Annotated in this window: 17 protein-coding genes; 12 read left to right on the top strand and 5 right to left on the bottom strand. The window is 61.1% G+C overall.

Annotation, left to right across the window (positions count from 1 at the left end; all coding sequences use genetic code 11):
• Positions 1 to 251: 251 nt before the first annotated feature.
• Positions 252 to 482 (top strand): hypothetical protein, encoded by a 231-nt coding sequence (locus AA0Z93_RS05635; protein ID WP_313739646.1) that lies wholly within the window; start codon positions 252 to 254, stop codon positions 480 to 482.
• Entirely contained in the window at positions 479 to 790 is a 312-nt protein-coding gene (locus tag AA0Z93_RS05630; RefSeq protein WP_413046019.1) for a cell division protein ZapA, read from the top strand. The genes AA0Z93_RS05635 and AA0Z93_RS05630 overlap by 4 nt, the downstream gene beginning before the upstream one ends.
• Positions 791 to 893: 103 nt before the next feature.
• Here AA0Z93_RS05630 and AA0Z93_RS05625 read toward each other — a convergent pair whose 3' ends face one another.
• Positions 894 to 1,934: a threonine aldolase family protein gene (locus AA0Z93_RS05625; protein ID WP_413046020.1), complete on the bottom strand. Its 1,041-nt coding sequence runs from the start codon at positions 1,932 to 1,934 to the stop codon at positions 894 to 896.
• A gap of 213 nt (positions 1,935 to 2,147) precedes the next feature.
• Between AA0Z93_RS05625 and AA0Z93_RS05620 the strand changes: the two genes are divergently transcribed.
• The 6 genes from AA0Z93_RS05620 to purU all read left to right on the top strand — a co-directional run bounded on the left by AA0Z93_RS05620 (position 2,148) and on the right by purU (position 9,718).
• The gene (locus tag AA0Z93_RS05620) at positions 2,148 to 3,401 is read left to right on the top strand and encodes a serine hydroxymethyltransferase (protein WP_413046021.1); all 1,254 of its coding nucleotides are present in this window, start codon (positions 2,148 to 2,150) and stop codon (positions 3,399 to 3,401) included.
• 14 nt (positions 3,402 to 3,415) lie between these two features.
• Entirely contained in the window at positions 3,416 to 4,666 is a 1,251-nt protein-coding gene (locus AA0Z93_RS05615; protein WP_296266392.1) for a sarcosine oxidase subunit beta family protein, read from the top strand.
• Between the two features lie 16 nt (positions 4,667 to 4,682).
• On the top strand, positions 4,683 to 5,018 hold the full coding sequence (locus AA0Z93_RS05610) for a sarcosine oxidase subunit delta (RefSeq protein WP_413046022.1): 336 nt from the start codon (positions 4,683 to 4,685) through the stop codon (positions 5,016 to 5,018).
• A complete protein-coding gene (locus AA0Z93_RS05605; RefSeq protein WP_413046023.1) occupies positions 5,015 to 8,032 on the top strand; it encodes a sarcosine oxidase subunit alpha in 3,018 nt (1,005 codons plus the stop codon). The genes AA0Z93_RS05610 and AA0Z93_RS05605 overlap by 4 nt, the downstream gene beginning before the upstream one ends.
• A gap of 184 nt (positions 8,033 to 8,216) precedes the next feature.
• Entirely contained in the window at positions 8,217 to 8,849 is a 633-nt protein-coding gene (locus tag AA0Z93_RS05600) for a sarcosine oxidase subunit gamma (RefSeq protein ID WP_413046024.1), read from the top strand.
• An 11-nt stretch (positions 8,850 to 8,860) separates the two neighbouring features.
• A complete protein-coding gene (gene purU, locus AA0Z93_RS05595) occupies positions 8,861 to 9,718 on the top strand; it encodes a formyltetrahydrofolate deformylase (RefSeq protein WP_413046025.1) in 858 nt (285 codons plus the stop codon).
• A 120-nt stretch (positions 9,719 to 9,838) separates the two neighbouring features.
• Here purU and AA0Z93_RS05590 read toward each other — a convergent pair whose 3' ends face one another.
• Entirely contained in the window at positions 9,839 to 10,534 is a 696-nt protein-coding gene (locus AA0Z93_RS05590; protein WP_413046026.1) for an RHS repeat-associated core domain-containing protein, read from the bottom strand.
• Between the two features lie 686 nt (positions 10,535 to 11,220).
• On the opposite strand from AA0Z93_RS05590, the gene fdhA reads away from it, so the two are divergent.
• Positions 11,221 to 12,420, top strand: a complete 1,200-nt coding sequence (gene fdhA / locus AA0Z93_RS05585; RefSeq protein WP_413046027.1) for a formaldehyde dehydrogenase, glutathione-independent — start codon at positions 11,221 to 11,223, stop codon at positions 12,418 to 12,420.
• A gap of 110 nt (positions 12,421 to 12,530) precedes the next feature.
• On the opposite strand, the gene AA0Z93_RS05580 is transcribed toward fdhA, so the two are convergent.
• From AA0Z93_RS05580 to AA0Z93_RS05570, 3 genes are all read right to left on the bottom strand, one after another.
• A protein-coding gene (locus AA0Z93_RS05580; RefSeq protein ID WP_413048343.1) for an IS3 family transposase occupies positions 12,531 to 13,657 on the bottom strand; the annotation gives its coding sequence in 2 pieces (ribosomal slippage) (positions 12,531 to 13,444 and positions 13,444 to 13,657; 1,128 coding nt in all).
• A gap of 231 nt (positions 13,658 to 13,888) precedes the next feature.
• Positions 13,889 to 14,875, bottom strand: coding sequence for an RHS repeat-associated core domain-containing protein (locus AA0Z93_RS05575; protein ID WP_413046028.1), 987 nt, complete (start codon positions 14,873 to 14,875; stop codon positions 13,889 to 13,891).
• 533 nt (positions 14,876 to 15,408) lie between these two features.
• A complete protein-coding gene (locus AA0Z93_RS05570) occupies positions 15,409 to 16,296 on the bottom strand; it encodes an acyltransferase (RefSeq protein WP_413046029.1) in 888 nt (295 codons plus the stop codon).
• 181 nt (positions 16,297 to 16,477) lie between these two features.
• On the opposite strand from AA0Z93_RS05570, the gene AA0Z93_RS05565 reads away from it, so the two are divergent.
• The 3 genes from AA0Z93_RS05565 to creC all read left to right on the top strand — a co-directional run bounded on the left by AA0Z93_RS05565 (position 16,478) and on the right by creC (position 19,186).
• Positions 16,478 to 16,978, top strand: a complete 501-nt coding sequence (locus AA0Z93_RS05565; RefSeq protein ID WP_413046030.1) for an ATP-dependent zinc protease — start codon at positions 16,478 to 16,480, stop codon at positions 16,976 to 16,978.
• A gap of 84 nt (positions 16,979 to 17,062) precedes the next feature.
• Positions 17,063 to 17,752 carry a two-component system response regulator CreB gene (creB, locus tag AA0Z93_RS05560; protein ID WP_413046031.1) on the top strand — a complete coding sequence of 230 codons (690 nt, stop codon included), beginning with the start codon at positions 17,063 to 17,065 and terminating at the stop codon, positions 17,750 to 17,752.
• Entirely contained in the window at positions 17,753 to 19,186 is a 1,434-nt protein-coding gene (gene creC, locus AA0Z93_RS05555) for a two-component system sensor histidine kinase CreC (protein WP_413046032.1), read from the top strand. It begins immediately after the preceding gene.
• Positions 19,187 to 19,220 lie beyond the last annotated feature (34 nt).

Below are 19,220 nucleotides of genomic sequence, written 5' to 3'. Positions count from 1 at the left end.
CGTTGTCGCCTGGTGCTGCCCTGCAGGCCCAATGGCTACGATCGGTTTCGGTCAGATGCTTGAACGACGCCTGAAGTGGGGCGGCGCTGCCGCCCGTCGCAACTGGTCGATCAATGGTGGCGCTTTTCGGGAACATGTTGCGCGATGTCAGGTCAATGGGCCGCTTGAACCCGTCGTACCGATATTAATTGGCGAGGCCGCGCACTTTTCTTTATCGTAGGCGCCCTTTGCAACAACCCCGAGATAGAGCCATGTTGGAAGCCTCCCTTAATCAGATCGAGCAACTGGTCAACGACCTGCTGCACAAGAACACCCAACTGACCGAGCAGAACGCCGCGCTCGGCCAGGAGCTGGCCCAGGTCAAGGAAGAGAACGAAACCCTGCAGCTGTCGTTGATGGAGCAGGAAGAAAAGCAGGGCGCCACTACCTCGCGTCTGCAAGCGTTGCTCGAGCGCGCAGGTGCCGGCACCGTCGGCGCATGAGCTACTACTCGCGTCAGGAGCAGCCGGTGAACGTGGTGTCGATCCTGGGCGTCGACTACTCGATCAAGGCGCCGGAGGGGCAGGAAGACACCCTCAGCCAAGCGGCGCGTATGCTCAACACCGCCTTGAGCGACACCAAGCGCCAATACCCGACCTTGATCGGCGACAAGCTGCTGGTGCTGGCGGCACTGAACCTCTGTTCGCAACAGCTCGAACTGCAGCAGGCGCATCAGCAGACCCTGGCGCGGACCCAGGCGCAGCTCGACGCCACGGTCAATGCCATCAGCCGTACCATCGCCGACCAGTGAGCATGGGTCGCGCTACCGATAGGGATTCGGCCTGAGTCGTTCAGGCCATCCCGTTGCAAAAACCTGCCGCGCAGAGTGCGGCTGAACGATCCCAGGCAGTGTCTCAGCCCGCGACGATCGCGCAGATGTCCGCCGCCAGTTCCCGTACGCGGTCTTCCCGCGTATCCCACGAACACATGAACCGCGCGCCGCCGCTACCGATGAAGGTGTAGAAGCGCCAGCCCCGTTCGCGCAGACGCTCCAGCGCCGCTTCCGGCATTTGCAGGAACACGCCGTTGGCCTCCACCGGGAACATCAGTTCCACACCAGGCAAGTCGCTGACCAGCGAGGCGAGCAGCTGCGCGCAGTGGTTGGCGTGGGTGCCATGGCGCAGCCAGGCGCCGTCTTCCAGGATGCCCACCCAGGGCGCGGACAGATAACGCATCTTCGAGGCCAGCTGGCCGGCCTGCTTGCAGCGGTAGTCGAAGTCCCGCGCCAGGTCGTGGTCGAAGAACAGGATCGCTTCGCCCACCGCCATGCCGTTCTTGGTGCCGCCGAAGCACAGCACGTCGACCCCGGCCTTCCAGGTCAGCTCGGCCGGCGAATGGCCGAGGAAGGCGCAGGCGTTGGTGAAGCGTGCGCCGTCCATGTGCAGGTGCAGGCCCAGTTCCTTACAGGTGGCGCTGATCGCCGCGAGTTCGTCGGGACGGTAGACGGTGCCCACTTCGGTGGCCTGGGTGAGGGTCACCACGCGCGGCTTGGGATAGTGGATGTCCTGGCGCTTGAGCGCGACTTCGCGGATCGCCTCGGGCGTCAGCTTGCCGGCCACGGTCTGCGCCGTGAGCAGCTTCGAGCCGTTGGAGAAGAACTCCGGCGCGCCGCATTCGTCGGTCTCGACGTGGGCGGTTTCCGAGCAGATCACGCTGTGAAAGCTCTGGCACAGCGACGCCAGGGCGAGCGAGTTGGCCGCAGTGCCGTTGAAGGCGAAGAACACCTCGCAGTCGGTTTCGAACAGGCGGCGGAAATGGTCGGCAGCCTGCTGCGTCCATTGGTCGTCGCCGTAGGCGCGTTCATGGCCCTGGTTGGCCCGGTCCATGGCGGCCCAGGCCTCTGGGCAGATGCCCGAATAGTTATCGCTGGCAAATTGTTGGCTGTTATCTGGCATGGCCTTGTCCTGTGAGCGAGGCAGCCAGCACTCTAAACCATCCGTGCGGCACCCAGGCACAGCCCCGGCAAAAAAGGTTCCGTTCGGCAATGTCGTAAACGCGCCATTGCAAGGCGTGCGCAGGCATCTGATTCGCCCGTCCCGGCCATACCATCGCCACAAAGGGTCATTGAACCCTCAAGACAAAAAACGATCGCTGCCGGGAGATACACGATGTTCAGCAAGCAAGACCAGATCCAGGGTTATGACGATGCACTGCTGGCGGCGATGGATGCCGAGGAACAGCGTCAGGAAGACCACATCGAGCTGATCGCCTCGGAAAACTACACCAGCAAACGTGTGATGCAGGCCCAGGGCAGCGGTCTGACCAACAAGTACGCCGAAGGCTACCCAGGCAAGCGTTACTACGGCGGTTGCGAGCACGTCGACAAGGTCGAGGCGCTGGCCATCGAACGTGCCAAACAGCTGTTCGGCGCCGACTACGCCAACGTCCAACCGCACTCGGGTTCCTCGGCCAACAGCGCTGTGTACCTGGCCCTGCTGCAAGCCGGCGACACCATCCTGGGCATGAGCCTGGCCCACGGCGGCCACCTGACCCACGGCGCCAAGGTCTCTTCTTCGGGCAAGCTGTACAACGCCGTGCAGTACGGCATCGACACCACCACCGGCCTGATCGACTACGACGAAGTCGAGCGCCTGGCCGTCGAACACAAGCCGAAGATGATCGTCGCCGGCTTCTCGGCCTACTCGAAAACCCTCGACTTCCCACGTTTCCGCGCCATCGCCGACAAGGTCGGGGCGCTGCTGTTCGTCGACATGGCCCACGTCGCCGGCCTGGTCGCCGCCGGCCTGTACCCCAACCCGATTCCGTTCGCCGACGTGGTCACCACCACCACCCACAAGACCCTGCGCGGTCCGCGCGGTGGCCTGATCCTGGCCAAGTCGAACGAAGAGATCGAGAAGAAGCTCAACGCCGCCGTATTCCCCGGCGCCCAGGGCGGTCCGCTGATGCACGTCATCGCCGGCAAGGCGGTGTGCTTCAAGGAAGCGCTGGAGCCAGGCTTCAAGGCCTACCAGCAGCAAGTGATCGACAACGCCCAGGCCATGGCCAAGGTGTTCGTCGAGCGCGGCTACGACGTGGTCTCCGGCGGCACCGACAACCACCTGTTCCTGGTCAGCCTGATCCGTCAGGGCCTGACCGGCAAAGACGCCGACGCCGCCCTGGGCCGTGCCCACATCACCGTCAACAAGAACGCCGTACCCAACGATCCGCAATCGCCGTTCGTGACCTCGGGCCTGCGCATCGGCACCCCGGCCGTCACCACCCGTGGCTTCAAGGTCGCCGAATGCGTGCTCCTGGCCGGCTGGATCTGCGACATCCTCGATCACCTGGGTGACGCAGACATCGAAGCCGACGTGGCCAAGCGCGTCTCCGACCTGTGCGCCGATTTCCCGGTTTACCGCTGAGGGAGCAAGACACCATGAAACGTTACTCAGGCTTCGGCCTCTTCAAGCACTCCCTCAGCCACCACGAAAACTGGCAGCGCATGTGGCGCACGCCGACCCCTAAGAAGGTCTACGACGTGGTCATCGTCGGCGGTGGCGGGCATGGTCTGGCGACCGCCTACTACCTGGCCAAGGAACACGGCATCACCAACGTGGCGGTGATCGAGAAGGGTTACCTGGGCGGCGGCAACACCGCCCGTAACACCACCATCGTGCGTTCCAACTACCTCTGGGACGAATCGGCCAAGCTCTACGAGCACGCCATGAAGCTGTGGGAAGGGCTGTCGCAGGACATCAACTACAACGTGATGTTCTCCCAGCGCGGCGTCTACAACCTGTGCCACACCTTGCAGGACATCCGTGATTCGGAGCGCCGGGTCAACGCCAACCGCCTCAACGGCGTGGACGGCGAGCTGCTCAACACCGAGCAGGTGGCGGCCGAGATCCCGTACCTGGACTGCTCGAAGAACACCCGCTACCCGATCCTCGGCGCGACCATCCAGCGCCGTGGCGGCGTGGCCCGTCACGACGCCGTGGCCTGGGGCTACGCCCGTGCCGCCGACGCCCTGGGCGTCGACCTGATCCAGCAGACCGAAGTGATCGGCTTCCGCAAGGAAAACGGCGCGGTGATCGGCGTGGAAACCAACAAGGGCTTCATCGGCGCCAAGCGCGTCGGCGTGGTCACCGCCGGTAACTCCGGGCACATGGCCAAGCTGGCCGGCTTCCGTCTGCCGCTCGAGTCGCACCCGCTGCAAGCGCTGGTTTCCGAACCGATCAAGCCCATCATCGACAGCGTGATCATGTCCAACGCCGTACACGGCTACATCAGCCAGTCCGACAAGGGTGACCTGGTGATCGGCGCCGGTATCGACAGCTGGGTCGGCTACGGCCAGCGCGGTTCGTATCCGGTGATCGAGCACACCATGCAGGCGATCGTGGAGATGTTCCCGATCCTCTCGCGCGTGCGCATGAACCGGCAGTGGGGCGGCATCGTCGACACCTGCCCGGACGCCTGCCCGATCATCTCCAAGACCCCGGTCAAGAACCTGTTCTTCAACTGCGGTTGGGGCACCGGCGGCTTCAAAGCGACGCCCGGTTCGGGCAACGTCTTCGCCGCGAGCCTGGCCAAAGGCGAGATGCACCCGCTGGCCAAGCCGTTCTCCATCGACCGTTTCTACAACGGCGCGCTGATCGACGAACACGGCGCTGCGGCCGTCGCCCACTAATTCGGAGACAACCTTCATGTTGCACATTTTCTGTCCCCATTGCGGCGAGCTGCGCTCCGAGGAAGAGTTCCACCCGGCTGGCCAGGCGCACATCGCCCGCCCGCTGGACCCGGCTGCCTGCACCGACGAAGAGTGGGGCACCTACATGTTCTTCCGCGACAACTTCCGCGGCATCCACCATGAACTGTGGGATCACGTCGCCGGCTGCCGCCAGTACTTCAACATGACCCGCGACACCGAGACCTACGAGATCCTGGAAACCTACAAGATCGGCGAACAGCCCAAGGTGACCGCGCGCGAACACACACCCGCGAAATCGGCGGCCGTCAACGAACGGGGAGAAAACGCATGAGCCAGACCTATCGCCTCTCCAGCGGTGGCCGCGTCGACCGCAGCAAGGTGCTGAACTTCACCTTCAACGGCAAGAGCTACCAGGGTTACGCCGGCGACAGCCTGGCCGCCGCCCTGCTGGCCAACGGCGTCGACATCGTCGGCCGCAGTTTCAAATACTCGCGCCCGCGCGGCATCATCGCCGCCGGTACCGAAGAGCCGAACGCCATCCTGCAATTGGGTTCGAGCGAAGCCACGCAGATCCCGAACGTGCGCGCGACCCAACAGCCGCTGTACTCGGGCCTGGTCGCCACCAGCACCAACGGCTGGCCGAACGTCAACAGCGACATGATGGGCATTCTGGGCAAGGTCGGCGGCAGCATGATGCCGCCCGGTTTCTACTACAAAACCTTCATGTACCCCAAATCCTTCTGGATGACCTACGAGAAGTACATCCGCAAGGCCGCAGGCCTGGGCCGTTCGCCGTTGCAGAACGATCCCGACACCTACGACTACATGAACCAGCACTGCGACGTGCTGATCGTCGGCTCCGGCCCTGCCGGCCTGTCGGCTGCGCTGGCCGCCGCCCGCAGCGGCGCCCGCGTGATCCTCGCCGACGAACAGGAAGAGTTCGGTGGCAGCCTGCTCGACACCCGTGAAACCCTCGACGGCAAACCGGCCGCCGAGTGGGTCGCCAGCGTCATCGCCGAGCTGCAGGGCCTGCCCGACGTGACCCTGCTGCCACGGGCCACGGTCAACGGCTACCACGACCACAATTTCCTCACCATCCACGAGCGCCTCACCGACCACCTCGGCGACCACGCGCCGCTGGGCCAGGTACGCCACCGTGTGCACCGTGTCCGTGCCAAGCGCGTCGTGCTGGCCACGGGTGCCCACGAGCGTCCGCTGGTCTACGGCAACAACGATGTGCCGGGCAACATGCTCGCCGGCGCCATCTCGGTTTACGTGCGCCGCTATGGCGTAGCGCCGGGCCGCAAACTGGTGCTGTCGACCAACAACGACTACGCCTACCGCGCCGCGCTGGACTGGCACGACGCCGGCCTGCAAGTGGTGGCCATCGCCGATGCGCGGCACAACCCGCGTGGTTCGCTGGTCGAGGAAGCACGTGCCAAAGGCATCCGCATCCTCACCTCCAGCGCCATCATCGAAGCCAAAGGCACCAAGCACGTCACCGGCGCGCGTGTCGCGGCCATCGACACGGTGGCGCACAAGGTCACCAGCCCTGGCGAATGGCTCGAATGCGACCTGATCGGCAGCTCCGGCGGCTATAGCCCGGTGGTCCATCTGGCCTCCCACCTGGGTGGCCGTCCGGTGTGGCGCGACGACATCCTCGGCTTCGTGCCGGGCGATGCACCGCAGAAACGCGTGTGCGTCGGTGGCATCAACGGCGTGTACGCCTTGGGCGATGCGTTGGCCGACGGTTTCGAAGGCGGCGTACGCGCAGCCACCGAGGCCGGTTTCCAGCCCACCACCGGCAGCCTGCCGAAAACCGTCTCGCGCCAGGAAGAGGCCACCGTGGCACTGTTCCAGGTGCCGCATGACAAAGGCACGGCCCGTGCGCCCAAGCAGTTCGTCGATCAGCAGAACGACGTCACCGCTGCGGCCATCGAGCTGGCCACCCGCGAGGGCTTCGAGTCGGTCGAGCACGTCAAGCGCTATACCGCATTGGGCTTCGGCACCGATCAGGGCAAGCTGAGCAACATCAACGGCCTGGCCATCGCCGCACGCTCCATCGGCGTGACCATCCCGCAGATGGGCACCACCATGTTCCGCCCCAACTACACCCCGGTGGCCTTCGGCGCCGTAGCGGGTCGGCACTGCGGTCACATCTTCGAGCCCGTGCGCTTCACCGCCCTGCATGCCTGGCATGTGAAGAACAATGCCGAGTTCGAAGACGTCGGCCAGTGGAAGCGTCCCTGGTACTTCCCCAAGCCTGGCGAAGACCTGCACCGCGCCGTGGAGCGCGAGTGCAAGGCGGTGCGCGCCAGCGTCGGCCTGCTCGACGCCTCGACCCTGGGCAAGATCGACATCCAGGGCCCGGACGCCCGTGAGTTCCTCAACCGCGTGTACACCAACGCCTGGACCAAGCTCGACGTGGGCAAGGCCCGCTACGGCCTGATGTGCAAGGAAGACGGCATGGTCTTCGACGACGGTGTGACCGCCTGCGTCGCCGACAACCACTTCATCATGACCACCACCACCGGCGGCGCCGCCCGTGTGCTGCAATGGCTGGAGCTGTACCACCAGACCGAATGGCCGGACCTGAAGGTGTATTTCACCTCCGTGACCGACCACTGGGCCACCATGACCCTGTCCGGCCCCAACAGCCGCAAGCTGCTGGCCGAACTGACCGACATCGACCTAGACAAGGACGCCCTCCCGTTCATGACCTGGAAGGAAGGCAACGTCGGCGGCGTACCGGCGCGGGTGTTCCGCATCTCGTTCACCGGCGAGCTGTCGTACGAAGTCAACGTGCAGGCCAACTACGCCATGGGCGTGCTGGAGCAGATCGTCGAGGCCGGCAAGAAGTACAACCTGACCCCGTACGGCACCGAGACCATGCACGTGCTGCGCGCCGAGAAGGGCTTCATCATCGTCGGCCAGGACACCGACGGCTCGATGAACCCGGACGACCTCAACATGAGCTGGTGCGTGGGCCGCAACAAGCCGTTCCCCTGGATCGGCCTGCGCGGCATGAACCGCGAAGACTGCCTGCGCGAAGACCGCAAGCAACTGGTCGGCCTGAAGCCGGTCGATCCGAAGGTCTGGCTGCCGGAAGGCGCCCAGCTGGTGAACGACCCGAACCAGCCGATCCCGATGGACATGGTGGGCCACGTGACGTCGAGCTACGCGTTCAACTCCCTGGGCTATTCGTTCGCCATGGGTGTGGTCAAGGGCGGTCTCAAGCGCATGGGCGAGCGGGTCTATTCCCCGCAGGCCGATGGCAGCGTGATCGAGGCGGAAATCGTGTCTTCGGTGTTCTTCGATCCGAAGGGCGAGCAGCAGAACGTCTAAGCCCGGCCAGCACACGCTGCGGGACAGGCAACACGATCAATGTAGGAGCGGCTTCAGCCGCGATGAGGCCGGTGAATCCACCATCCCCGTCTCGGTCGACCGGTACGCCGGTCCAGCCGCTCCTATCGGTTCCAGTGTTGCCCCCGCAGTCCATGCGCCCCACAGAATTCAAGGCAGGTAACCCATGAGCGCCATCAACGTTTTCGAGCAAAACCCCAGCGGCTCCGCCAAGGCCGAGTCGCCGCTGCACCACGCCGATCTGCGCAGCCTGGTCGGCAAAGGCCGGCAGAATGCCGGCGTCACGCTGCGTGAACGCAAATTCCTCGGCCACCTGACCCTTCGCGGCGACGGCCACGACGCCGCCTTCGCCAGCGCCGTGCAGATGGCCGTCGGCCTGGAACTGCCCAGTCCGTTGAAAGTGGTTTCCAGCGGCGACACCTCGCTGCAATGGATGGGCCCGGACGAATGGCTGCTGATCGTGCCGCAAGGCGAAGAAGTGGCCTTCGAGCAGAAACTGCGCGATGCCGCCGCCGGCCTGCACATCCAGGTGGTCAACGTCAGCGGCGGGCAGAGCCTGCTGGAACTGCACGGCCCCAACGTGCGCGACGTGCTGATGAAGTCCACCAGCTACGACGTGCATCCGAACAACTTCCCGGTCGGCAAGGGTGTGGGCACCGTCTTCGCCAAATCGCAGCTGGTGATTCGCCGTACCGGCGAGCAAAGCTGGGAGCTGGTGATCCGCCGCAGCTTCGCCGACTACTGGTGGATGTGGCTGCAAGACGCCTCGTCCGAGTACGGTCTGGCCATCGAAGCCTAAGGGGAACGCGCATGAGTCGGGCACCGGACACCTGGATCCTCACCGCCGACTGCCCGAGCATGCTCGGCACCGTCGATGTCGTGACGCGGCACCTGTTCGAGCAACGCTGCTATGTCACCGAACACCATTCTTTCGACGATCGGTTGTCGGGGCGCTTCTTCATCCGCGTCGAATTCCGCCAGCCGGACGGCTTCGACGAAGCGGCATTCCGCGCAGGCCTGGCCGAGCGCAGCGAGGGCTTCGGCATGGCCTTCGAGCTGACGGCGCCCGACCACCGCCCCAAGGTGGTGATCATGGTCTCCAAGGCCGACCACTGCCTGAACGACCTGCTGTATCGCCAACGCATCGGCCAATTGGGCATGGACATCGTCGCGGTGGTGTCCAACCACCCCGACCTCGAACACCTGGCGCAGTGGCACAAGATTCCCTATCACCACTTCGCCCTCGACCCCAAGGACAAGGCTGGGCAAGAGCGCAAGGTGTTGCAGGTGATCGAAGACACCGGTGCCGAGCTGGTGGTCCTTGCGCGCTACATGCAGGTGCTGTCGCCGGAGCTGTGCCGGCGGCTGGACGGCTGGGCGATCAATATCCACCACTCGTTGCTGCCCGGCTTCAAGGGCGCCAAGCCATATCACCAGGCCTACAACAAGGGCGTGAAGATGGTCGGCGCCACGGCGCACTACATCAACAACGACCTGGACGAAGGGCCGATCATCACCCAGGGCGTGGAGGTGGTGGACCACACGCACTACCCCGAAGATCTGATCGCCAAAGGGCGCGACATCGAGTGCCAGACCTTGGCGCGGGCGGTGGGGTACCACATCGAACGGCGGGTGTTCTTAAATGCTAATCGGACAGTGGTGCTCTAAAACAGGTCGATTTTGTCAAATGATCAAAAGCTCCAAAGTGTGACACTGGATGTATAAACCACTGAAGTACGCACCCCGATTACGTGCGCAGATTTGCAGGTCCGTGCAGGACTTCAGGATTTAAAAAGTCAGTTCGACAGCGCTGGGCTCGAACCCCAGCGTTCTAAATTTTTCTACAGCAGTGGATAAATCATCGAATGTGGGACGATAATGCCCTGATCGATTGTAGATAAAGACTTCGCCTAGGCTGCCAGTTCTGAAGGTACCCGCGCTGATGACTTTTTTGCTGGCAGCGAGTTCTGCCAATGTGGGGTGCGATATATAGTTCGAGGACTTTTTATCTCCCGATGCAGCAACAATGAGCTGATTGCCCTTGGTCAACACATATTTTTGTTCTACGCCCACGCCTGCCTTGGTCACGTCGGACGCCTGAGTAACGAGACGTCTAGGGTCCTGGCCAGTTGAGTTTTCTATTTTTCTGACAAGGGCGATTTCGCGTTTCAAGATTTTCGGATAGTGATTGGATAAGTAGGTTGGCTTGTTGCGCTTTAAAATCCACTGGAAAAAATGACCTGTTGGATCACTACGGTTGATTGGATCACCGCTACAATAAGCGTAGCTATTCAGTCCCCCCTCTTTGAAAGGGCTTAGTGTATCAGGGGACGAAAAACGCATTAATACCGAGCTTAGCAAGCGATGTCCGTTGCCGAGCGCGTATGTATTTTTAATCGACCGTACGTACCTATTGAACCCCAGAATCTCACCACTGAATTCTTTTTGGCCATAGGGTGAGTAGCAAGTTATCACCGTTTTCATGGTGCCTCCAGGTAAGTAAGCTGTTCAATCCTAAGTCACGGGAAAATTACGTAAGCTTGGAAGCTCAGGTTTGATGATTTTACGTCGAGCCGCAACTGACATTTATGTTAGGTATGAGCACGAGGAATGCAGCGCAGGACGACATTTTCGCAAAATGGCTGATTAGCCCCACATAGCCATTTGTGTAGAGTTCAGCCGGCAGGCTAAATGGCGATCTGTATGGTCCTGCAATCAGAGAATACAAATCGACGCGAATCGCTTTGCGCTTTTCGTCCAAGCCCTACAGATTACTTTGAATGGTACGCGCCATCGTGAAGCCTTCAGGTGCCTGGCAAAGTTGTGCGCCAGACGCAAGCGGCTTCAACCGCTATTGGCGACGCAGCGCCCCAACCCAGACACTCCAAAACCATCAAAAAATCCCGCAACTCAGACCTGGTGTCCTCTGATGCCTCGGCAGGAATGAAACTGCATTCCCATAACGCCCCGCCGCACCTCAAACCCAACCCAACCTTGACGTAAAAAGACATCCCCCTGTCGCTTCCAGTCAGGGCCACCCCCTTCGACAAGACCACAATCGAACCCAGCTCAACGGGCTGCCTGGCCCGATCAGTTCCAGCAACACATGCTGTCCACGGAGGACGGCGCTACCCAACGCGACATAAGTACAAATCAAGCGAGGTATGAGCATGTCTGGTAACCGCGGAGTGGTGTACATCGAACCTGGCAAGGTCGAAGTACGGACGATTGACTACCCCAAGATGCAAGACCCGCGTGGCAGGAAGATCAACCACGGTGTGATCCTCAAGGTGGTCTCCACCAACATCTGCGGTTCTGACCAGCACATGGTGCGCGGCCGTACCACCGCACAGCTCGGCCTGGTGCTGGGCCATGAAATCACCGGTGAAGTGATCGAGAAGGGCAGCGACGTCGAGCGTCTGCAGATCGGTGATCTGGTGTCCGTACCCTTCAACGTCGCCTGTGGCCGCTGCCGCTCGTGCAAGGAACAGCACACCGGCGTCTGCCTGACCGTCAACCCGGCCCGCCCAGGCGGTGCCTACGGTTACGTCGACATGGGCGACTGGACCGGTGGCCAGGCCGAGTACGTGCTCGTGCCCTATGCCGATTTCAACCTGCTGAAACTGCCCAACCGCGACAAGGCCATGGAGAAGATCCGTGACCTGACCTGCCTGTCCGACATTCTGCCAACCGGCTACCACGGCGCCGTTACCGCAGGCGTAGGCCCAGGCAGCACCGTCTATGTCGCCGGTGCCGGCCCGGTCGGCCTGGCCGCCGCAGCATCCGCGCGTCTGCTCGGAGCCGCCTGTGTGATCGTCGGCGACCTCAACCCACTGCGCCTGGCCCACGCCAAGTCGCAGGGCTTCGAAGTGGTCGATCTGTCGAAAGACACCCCATTGCACGAGCAGATCGTCGACATCCTCGGCGAGCCGGAAGTGGATTGTGCTGTGGATGCCGTCGGCTTCGAAGCCCGTGGCCACGGCCATGAAGGCGCCAAGCACGAAGCCCCGGCCACGGTGCTCAACTCGCTGATGCAGGTGACTCGTGTAGCTGGCCAGATCGGTATCCCTGGCCTGTACGTAACCGAAGACCCAGGCGCGGTGGATGCCGCAGCCAAGCAAGGCTCGCTCAGCGTACGCTTCGGTCTGGGCTGGGCGAAATCGCACAGCTTCCACACTGGGCAGACCCCGACCATGAAGTACAACCGTCAGCTGATGCAGGCGATCATGTGGGACCGGATCAACATCGCTGAAGTGGTGGGGGTCGAGGTGATTAGTTTGGACAAGGCACCGGATGGGTATGGCGAGTTCGATAAGGGTGTGCCGAAGAAGTTTGTGATTGACCCGCATAAGACGTTCAGTGCGGCGTGATGTGAGCTGTCGACTGAAGCCCCTGCTATAAGGAGGGGCTTCTTTTTCCGTATAATCCAGGACATTGCAAACAGGACAGGTGAGTGATGCCCGCCCCTCAGTTGTAGTGGTCAACAATTCCCGGACACAAAATTGAGTTTTTCTTCCGCAACCGCCGGCGGTACGAAACCGTTGTGCTGATGCGGCCTTATCCAGTTGTACCGCTGCATGAGGTAGCGGCCGATGTCCTGCTCGGCCAACGCTGTCGTCATGTAACCGACTGTCGGCACCCACTCCGTTTTCAGGCTACGAAACAGCCGCTCCATGGGCGAATTGTCGTAACAATTTCCCCTGCGGCTCATGCTCTGAATCATCCGGTAGCGCCAGAGGCGCTGGCGGAAACTCCGGCTACCATATTGGCTGCCCTGGGCGCTGTGAAATAGCACGCCTTGTGGTCTGCCACGCATCTCGTAAGCCCTGTCGAGCGCTTTGACGACGAGTTCAGCATCAGGCTTGGCGGACATCGCCCAACCCACCACTCTGCGGCTGTACAAGTCCAAGACCACCGCCAGATAGCTCCATCGGCCCTCTGCCCAGATATACGTGATGTCGCCGCACCAGACCTTGTTCGGCGCAGCCACGGTGAACTTGCGATCAAGCACATTGGGAATGTCGGGTCGCCCGACCGTGGCCTTCTTGTACGCATGAGAACCGGGCTGTTTGCTGATCAGCCCTTGCTCCTTCATCAATCTTCTGACTCTGAAACGCCCGACGTTGACGCCTTCATCCCGCAGCATGGCAACCAGACTGCGGCTGCCCGCTGAGCCACGACTTTGGTTGAACAGCTCGTTGACACGACTGCGCAGGTTCACTCGGCGGGCATCGATATGACGCCGCCGGGCCAAGTGGGCGTAACAACAAGACCGGGGTAGCTCGAAGACTGAAGACAACAGTTGAATAGGGTAGTGCTTTGCCAACCGCCGAATCGACTTCAACGTCTGCGCCCGTATTCCTCGGCCATCAAGAGCGCAGTGGCCTCCTTTGATATTTTCTTCTCAAGCTCTAGGCGGTTGATACGGGCCTGAAGCTCCTGAATGGTCTGCTGCTCCGGCGTAAGCGCCTTGGCAGTGGGCGTAACGCCCCTGCGCTCCAGCTGCAACTGGGTAACCCAGCGCCGCAATAAACTCTCACCTACATAGAGAGATCTGGCGGCCTCTGGGCAACTGTAGCCTTGATCGAGCACCCGGCAGGCTGCTATGTGCTTGAACTCGGAGGAAGGTACGGCGTTACTTGGTCATCAGACCCTCTCTGTGGCGAGCGTTCTCGGCTAAATGCATGTCCGTGATTGGTAGACCACTACATTCGGGCATCACTAAGGCAAGGTTGACGGGTAAAGGTACGACCTCGTTTGTTTCAAATGATTCCTTGATTCAAGGCGCCCTGGATAGCTGACAAAAGCCCTGCGAACATCACGGCGATTTCCACTGGACTAAATCGAATTGCGCCTGATAAATCCACGTTCCCACGGTGCCAATGTGATATCGCCGTCGGTTTCACGTAAGTCTCGCAGTGCCTTGCGGCGGCCTGTAGTTTGACTAAATACATGATAGCCTTTCTTGAGTGAATCAATTTCAATTTCTCTGTCCTCCAGCACGCGATATCTGATGCGATCATCAAGGCTAGGCTCGGGCAGTTCGGGTATTATAAGATTGAGCGCGCGTCTAGAGACGCCAGGAAGTCGTTTGGCCAATCGTTTGTCGGAAATCGCCCCAAGAAAGAGTAATGGGTTTTTGCCTTGTATCCCTGTATGGGCTAACCTCTCAGAGGTCGCTTGAACCAATGTATTCATGGAGGTCGACGTAAGCGAAAGTCTAGTAAGATCTTGAGGGGGTAAGTATTTGATCAGCGTTTCCATAACATCACCCATCCCTTTCTTGCCAAAGACGCCTAGTGGTGACTTAAGGCGCCCAGATTCATGCATTTCAACTCGATACCTATGAGGCATTTTTTTATTTCTTGCATACATCGATTTCGGCATGTGGCCAGTGGGATCGCTGCGATTGATGGGGTCGCCTGCACAATAAGAATATGGATTGATTCCACCCTTGCCAAAGGGCGCCCATGTATCAAGCGAACAAAAACGCATCAACGTAGGCGAGTAGAGGCGATAATTGCCTAAAAAATACGAGCCGTGCGAATTTATCCATTCCTGATTGTAGCCCAACAAGGTATTGGACGACGGGAGCGTGCAAGCATTGCCATAGGGCGAATAACTATGCCTTTCGTCGGCTGCTGCACTCATTACAACAGCTACAGAGCCTGCGTAATCTGTTGTCAATAGGTTGATAGAGTCTTTTATGCCTGTTTGAATTTCACCAAGTAGCGCATGGCTGTGTTCAAAGATCGAACGGTCTAGTAAATCGTTTTTAATCGTAGTCATTCGATCATGGCGATAGAAAACGTGGTTCGAGTTCATGAGCGTCTCTCGATGCTGAAGGAGTGGGCCATGGCTATTGATTCTCTTGAGGCTTACGGCGCCGTATGGGCGGGTTGCACATGGAGCGGTCGGTCCAATACGGCCCTTGCCTTGAAGCAGGCGAACGTGATTGTGAATACCTGCGCACCGGATGTAGGAGGTCCGCCAGCGTCGAGGTTTCTGCCACTGAAACAGGTGAGGTCCGAGTATTCGTAACGTATAAGCCAAGCCAATACCAAGATTTATAAATGCTCGCTAGTAGATCATGATTCGCTATTTATTATTCTGCTGATGCTTGGTCAAACTTCCTCAATATGCAGCGCCGCTCAATCAGTTTTGTGCGTATCACGCGTGGGGCGCTGTCTAAAAATTTTATTAACTTTTTAATGTGCGTAATTCCCTATTTTATGGGAGAGCGCGCAATGCCGTACCCTTCACACCGCTGCGAGGGGCTTTTAGAAAATATTATGGGTTTGTTAACAGCCTGCCAACTGACATAATTACTAGGTCTTTCTCAGGAAGGCATGACTGTCTCATTTCAGCTCATCCCGTAGCCTGCCAATGCACGCGTCTTTTTCCTGCCACAGCTGGTTTACCCACTCTTGTACATGCTGACGAAACGCCGGATCGCCTTCGTAATCCCCAGCCCACAACGTCGGCTCGAGGGGCCGCACTTGAATGTCTACGATGACCCGCGAGATGCTACCGCTCAACAAATCCCAGAATCCTGGCGCCCGATTGCTCTGATACACAATCGTCACATCCAACAACGCATCCAGCTGCGCTCCCATCGCCGCCAACACGAACGCAACGCCCCCCGCCTTGGGCTTCAGCAAGTACCGATAAGGCGAGCCTTGCTGCGCATGCTTGGCCGCCGTAAACCGCGTTCCTTCCAGATAATTCACCACATTAACCGGCTGGCGCTTATACAGCTCACACGCCGCCTTGGTGATTTCCAGATCCTTGCCCTTCAGCTCTGGATGCTTGGCGAGAAACGCCTTGCTGTACCGCTTCATGAACGGATAATCCAGCCCCCACCAAGCCAACCCCAACAACGGCACCCAGATCAGCTCTTTCTTGAGGAAGAACTTGAAAAACGGCGTGCGCCGATTCAGCGCCTCCATCAGCGCGGGAATATCCACCCAGCTCTGGTGATTGCTGATGGTCAGATACGACGTATCGCGCCGCAGGTTTTCCGCGCCGCGTATGTCCCACTGGGTCGGTACGCAGGCTGCGAAAATGCGCTTGTCGATCTCGGCCCAGGTCTCGGCCACCCACATCACTCCGGCGGAGGCGTAATCGCGGTAGCGGCCCTTGAGCACCAGCTTGGTCAGCGCGCAGATCAGCAGCGGGACGATCAGCACCAAGGTGTTGAGCAGCAGCAGAAGGGCGACACAGGTGCCGGTCAGCAGGCGACGCATAAGTGAACCTTGTTGTAGGAAAGTGGCAGTGCGCAATGATAAGCAGCGAGGTGCCATCCGCCAAATGTGCAGAGACGGTTATGGCGCGTAAATGTTTCAGACTATGTTTTTGCCAAGGGCGCGCCGAACCTCTAAGGTCTCGGTACTCTAAGCCTGCAACCCTTTCAAGGAAGCCTGCCCCGTGAAACCACTGCTCGCCCTCTTGTCGCTGATGGCCCTGCCAGCGTTCGCCGCCGAACCCACCCTGTACGGCCGTTACGAGAACATCACCGTCTCGGACATCGGCCAGACCTTCAAAGCTAAGATGGACACCGGCGCCTACACCGCGTCCCTGTCGGCCAAGGACATCGAGCGTTTCACCCGCGATGGCGAGCAATGGGTGCGCTTCCGCCTGGCCACCGAGGATGCCGACGGCAAGGTCTACGAACACAAGGTCGCGCGCATCAGCAAAATCAAGAACCGCACCGAAGAGGACAGCGAAGGCGATTCGCCCGAGACCTCGAGCCGCCCGGTCGTCGACCTGGAGCTGTGCCTGGGCGAAGTGAAACGCACCGTGGAGGTCAACCTGGTCGACCGCAGCAGCTTCAACTATCCGCTGCTGATCGGGGCCAAAGCCCTGCGCGAGTTCAAGGCGGCGATCAACCCGGCCGAGAAATACACGGCGGGCAAACCGAGCTGCTAAACCACGCCGGGCTGCATGTGCCAGCAGATCCGTGATAAAGCATGGGATCTGCTGCGACGTGCAGCGCACCGGTAGACACCTGACATGCCCCACATCCTCATCGTCGAAGACGAAGCCGCCATCGCCGACACCCTCATCTACGCGCTGCAAGCCGATGGCCACAGCACCGAATGGGTGACCCTGGGCAGCGCCGCCGTCGATCGCCAGCGCGCGCAGCCGGCGGACCTGATCATCCTCGACATCGGCCTGCCCGACATCACCGGCTTCGACACCTGCCGGCAACTGCGCCGCTTCACCGAGGTGCCGGTGATGTTTCTCACCGCACGCAACGACGAGATCGACCGCGTGGTGGGTCTGGAGATCGGCGCCGACGACTATGTGGTCAAGCCCTTTAGCCCGCGCGAAGTCACGGCGCGGGTGCGCGCCATCCTCAAACGCATGGCGCCGCGCGCAGACAGCGCCGTTGAACCGATCAAGACAGCGCCGCTGCACCTCGACACCCTGCGCATGCAGATCACCTACCACGGCCAGCCCCTGGCCCTGACCCGCCACGAATTTCGCCTGCTGCAATGCCTGATCGAGCAGCCGCAGCGGGTGTTCAGCCGCGAGCAGCTGCTCGATGCGCTGGGCGTCGCCGCCGACGTGGGGTACGAGCGCACCATCGACAGCCACATCAAGAGCCTGCGCGCCAAGTTGCGCCAGGTGGCCGGAGCTGCCGAACCGATCCAGACCCACCGTGGCCTGGGCTACAGCTATTGCCCGGAGCAGGCCTGAATGCGCCTGGGGATACGTATTTTCCTGGTGTATTTCCTGTTCGTCGGGCTGGCCGGCTATTTTCTGCTCAGCACCGTGCGCGAGCAGATTCGTCCGGTGGTGCGGCAGTCGTCGGAAGAGACGCTGGTCGACACCGCCAACCTGCTGGCCGAAATCCTCCACGACGACCTCAAGGCCGGCACGCTGGCCCAAGGCCGTCTACCCGAGGTGCTGAAAGCCTACGGCCTGCGCAGCCCCGAGGCGCAGATCTGGGGCTTGGGCAAGCACCAGGTCAGCCACCGCATCTACGTCACCGACGCCCATGGCGTGGTGCTGCTCGACTCCAGCGGCGAGGCGATGGGCAAGGACTATTCGCGCTGGAACGATGTGTACCTGACCCTGCGCGGGCAGTACGGCGCGCGCTCCACGCGCAGCGACGAGCGCGACGAGAGCAGCTCGGTGATGCATGTGGCCGCGCCCATTCTCGACGAAGGGCAGATCATCGGTGTGGTGACCGTGGCCAAGCCCAACAGCTCGCTGCAACCCTACATCGACCGTTCCGAGCGCCACCTCTTCACCCTGGGGCTGGCGCTGATCGCGCTGGGGTTGCTGGTCGGCGCGGCGCTGTCGTGGTGGCTGGCGCGCTCGCTGCGCAGGCTCACCCGTTACGCACAGACCGTCAGCGCCGGCGAGCGCGCCGAGTTGCCCCATTACAAGGGCGGCGAACTGGCGCAGCTGGCCCATGCCGTGGAGCGCATGCGCACCGAACTCGAAGGCAAGGCCTATGTGGAGCGTTACGTGCACACCCTGACCCACGAGCTGAAAAGCCCGCTTGCGGCGATTCGCGGCGCTGCCGAACTGTTGCAGGGCGACATGCCGCCAGCGCAGCGCGCGCGTTTCGCCAGCAACATCGAGGGCGAGAGCGAGCGTTTGCAGCAGATGATCGAACGCTTGCTGGACCTGGCGCGGGTCGAGCAGATGCAGCGCCTGGAAGACGAGCAGCAGGTGACCTTGCGCGAGGTGTTCGACGAACTGCTGTCGGCCCACGCGCCGCGCATCGCTTCGGCCGGGGTGCAGGTACGTCAGCAGGTGCCGGCCGAAGCACGGGTATGGGGTGATGCTTTCCTGCTGCGCCAGGCGTTGAGCAACCTGCTGGACAACGCCTTGGACTTCACTCCCCCAGGCGGTACGTTGCTGTTCGAACTCAGCCGCGACGGCCAGCGCGCCGCCTTGAGCCTGTTCAATCAGGGGCCGGCCATTCCCGACTATGCCTTGGGCCGTGTCAGCGAGCGCTTCTACTCCCTGCCACGCCCGGCCAGCGGGCGTAAGAGCACCGGCCTGGGCCTGAATTTCGTGGCCGAAGTGATGCAACTGCATGGCGGCGAGCTGCGTGTCGAGAACGTGGCCGAGGGGGTGCGGGTGAGCCTGTGCCTGCCCTTGCGCCGGGTGAGTTGAAGCAGCGGCCCACACAATCTCCACGCACTCTCCA

This window comes from Pseudomonas phoenicis, from assembly GCF_047302395.1.
In the GTDB taxonomy this organism is placed as follows: Bacteria; Pseudomonadota; Gammaproteobacteria; order Pseudomonadales; family Pseudomonadaceae; genus Aquipseudomonas.
Note: the sequence above shows the minus strand (reverse complement) of the source record. Positions and strands in the feature narration are given on the sequence as shown.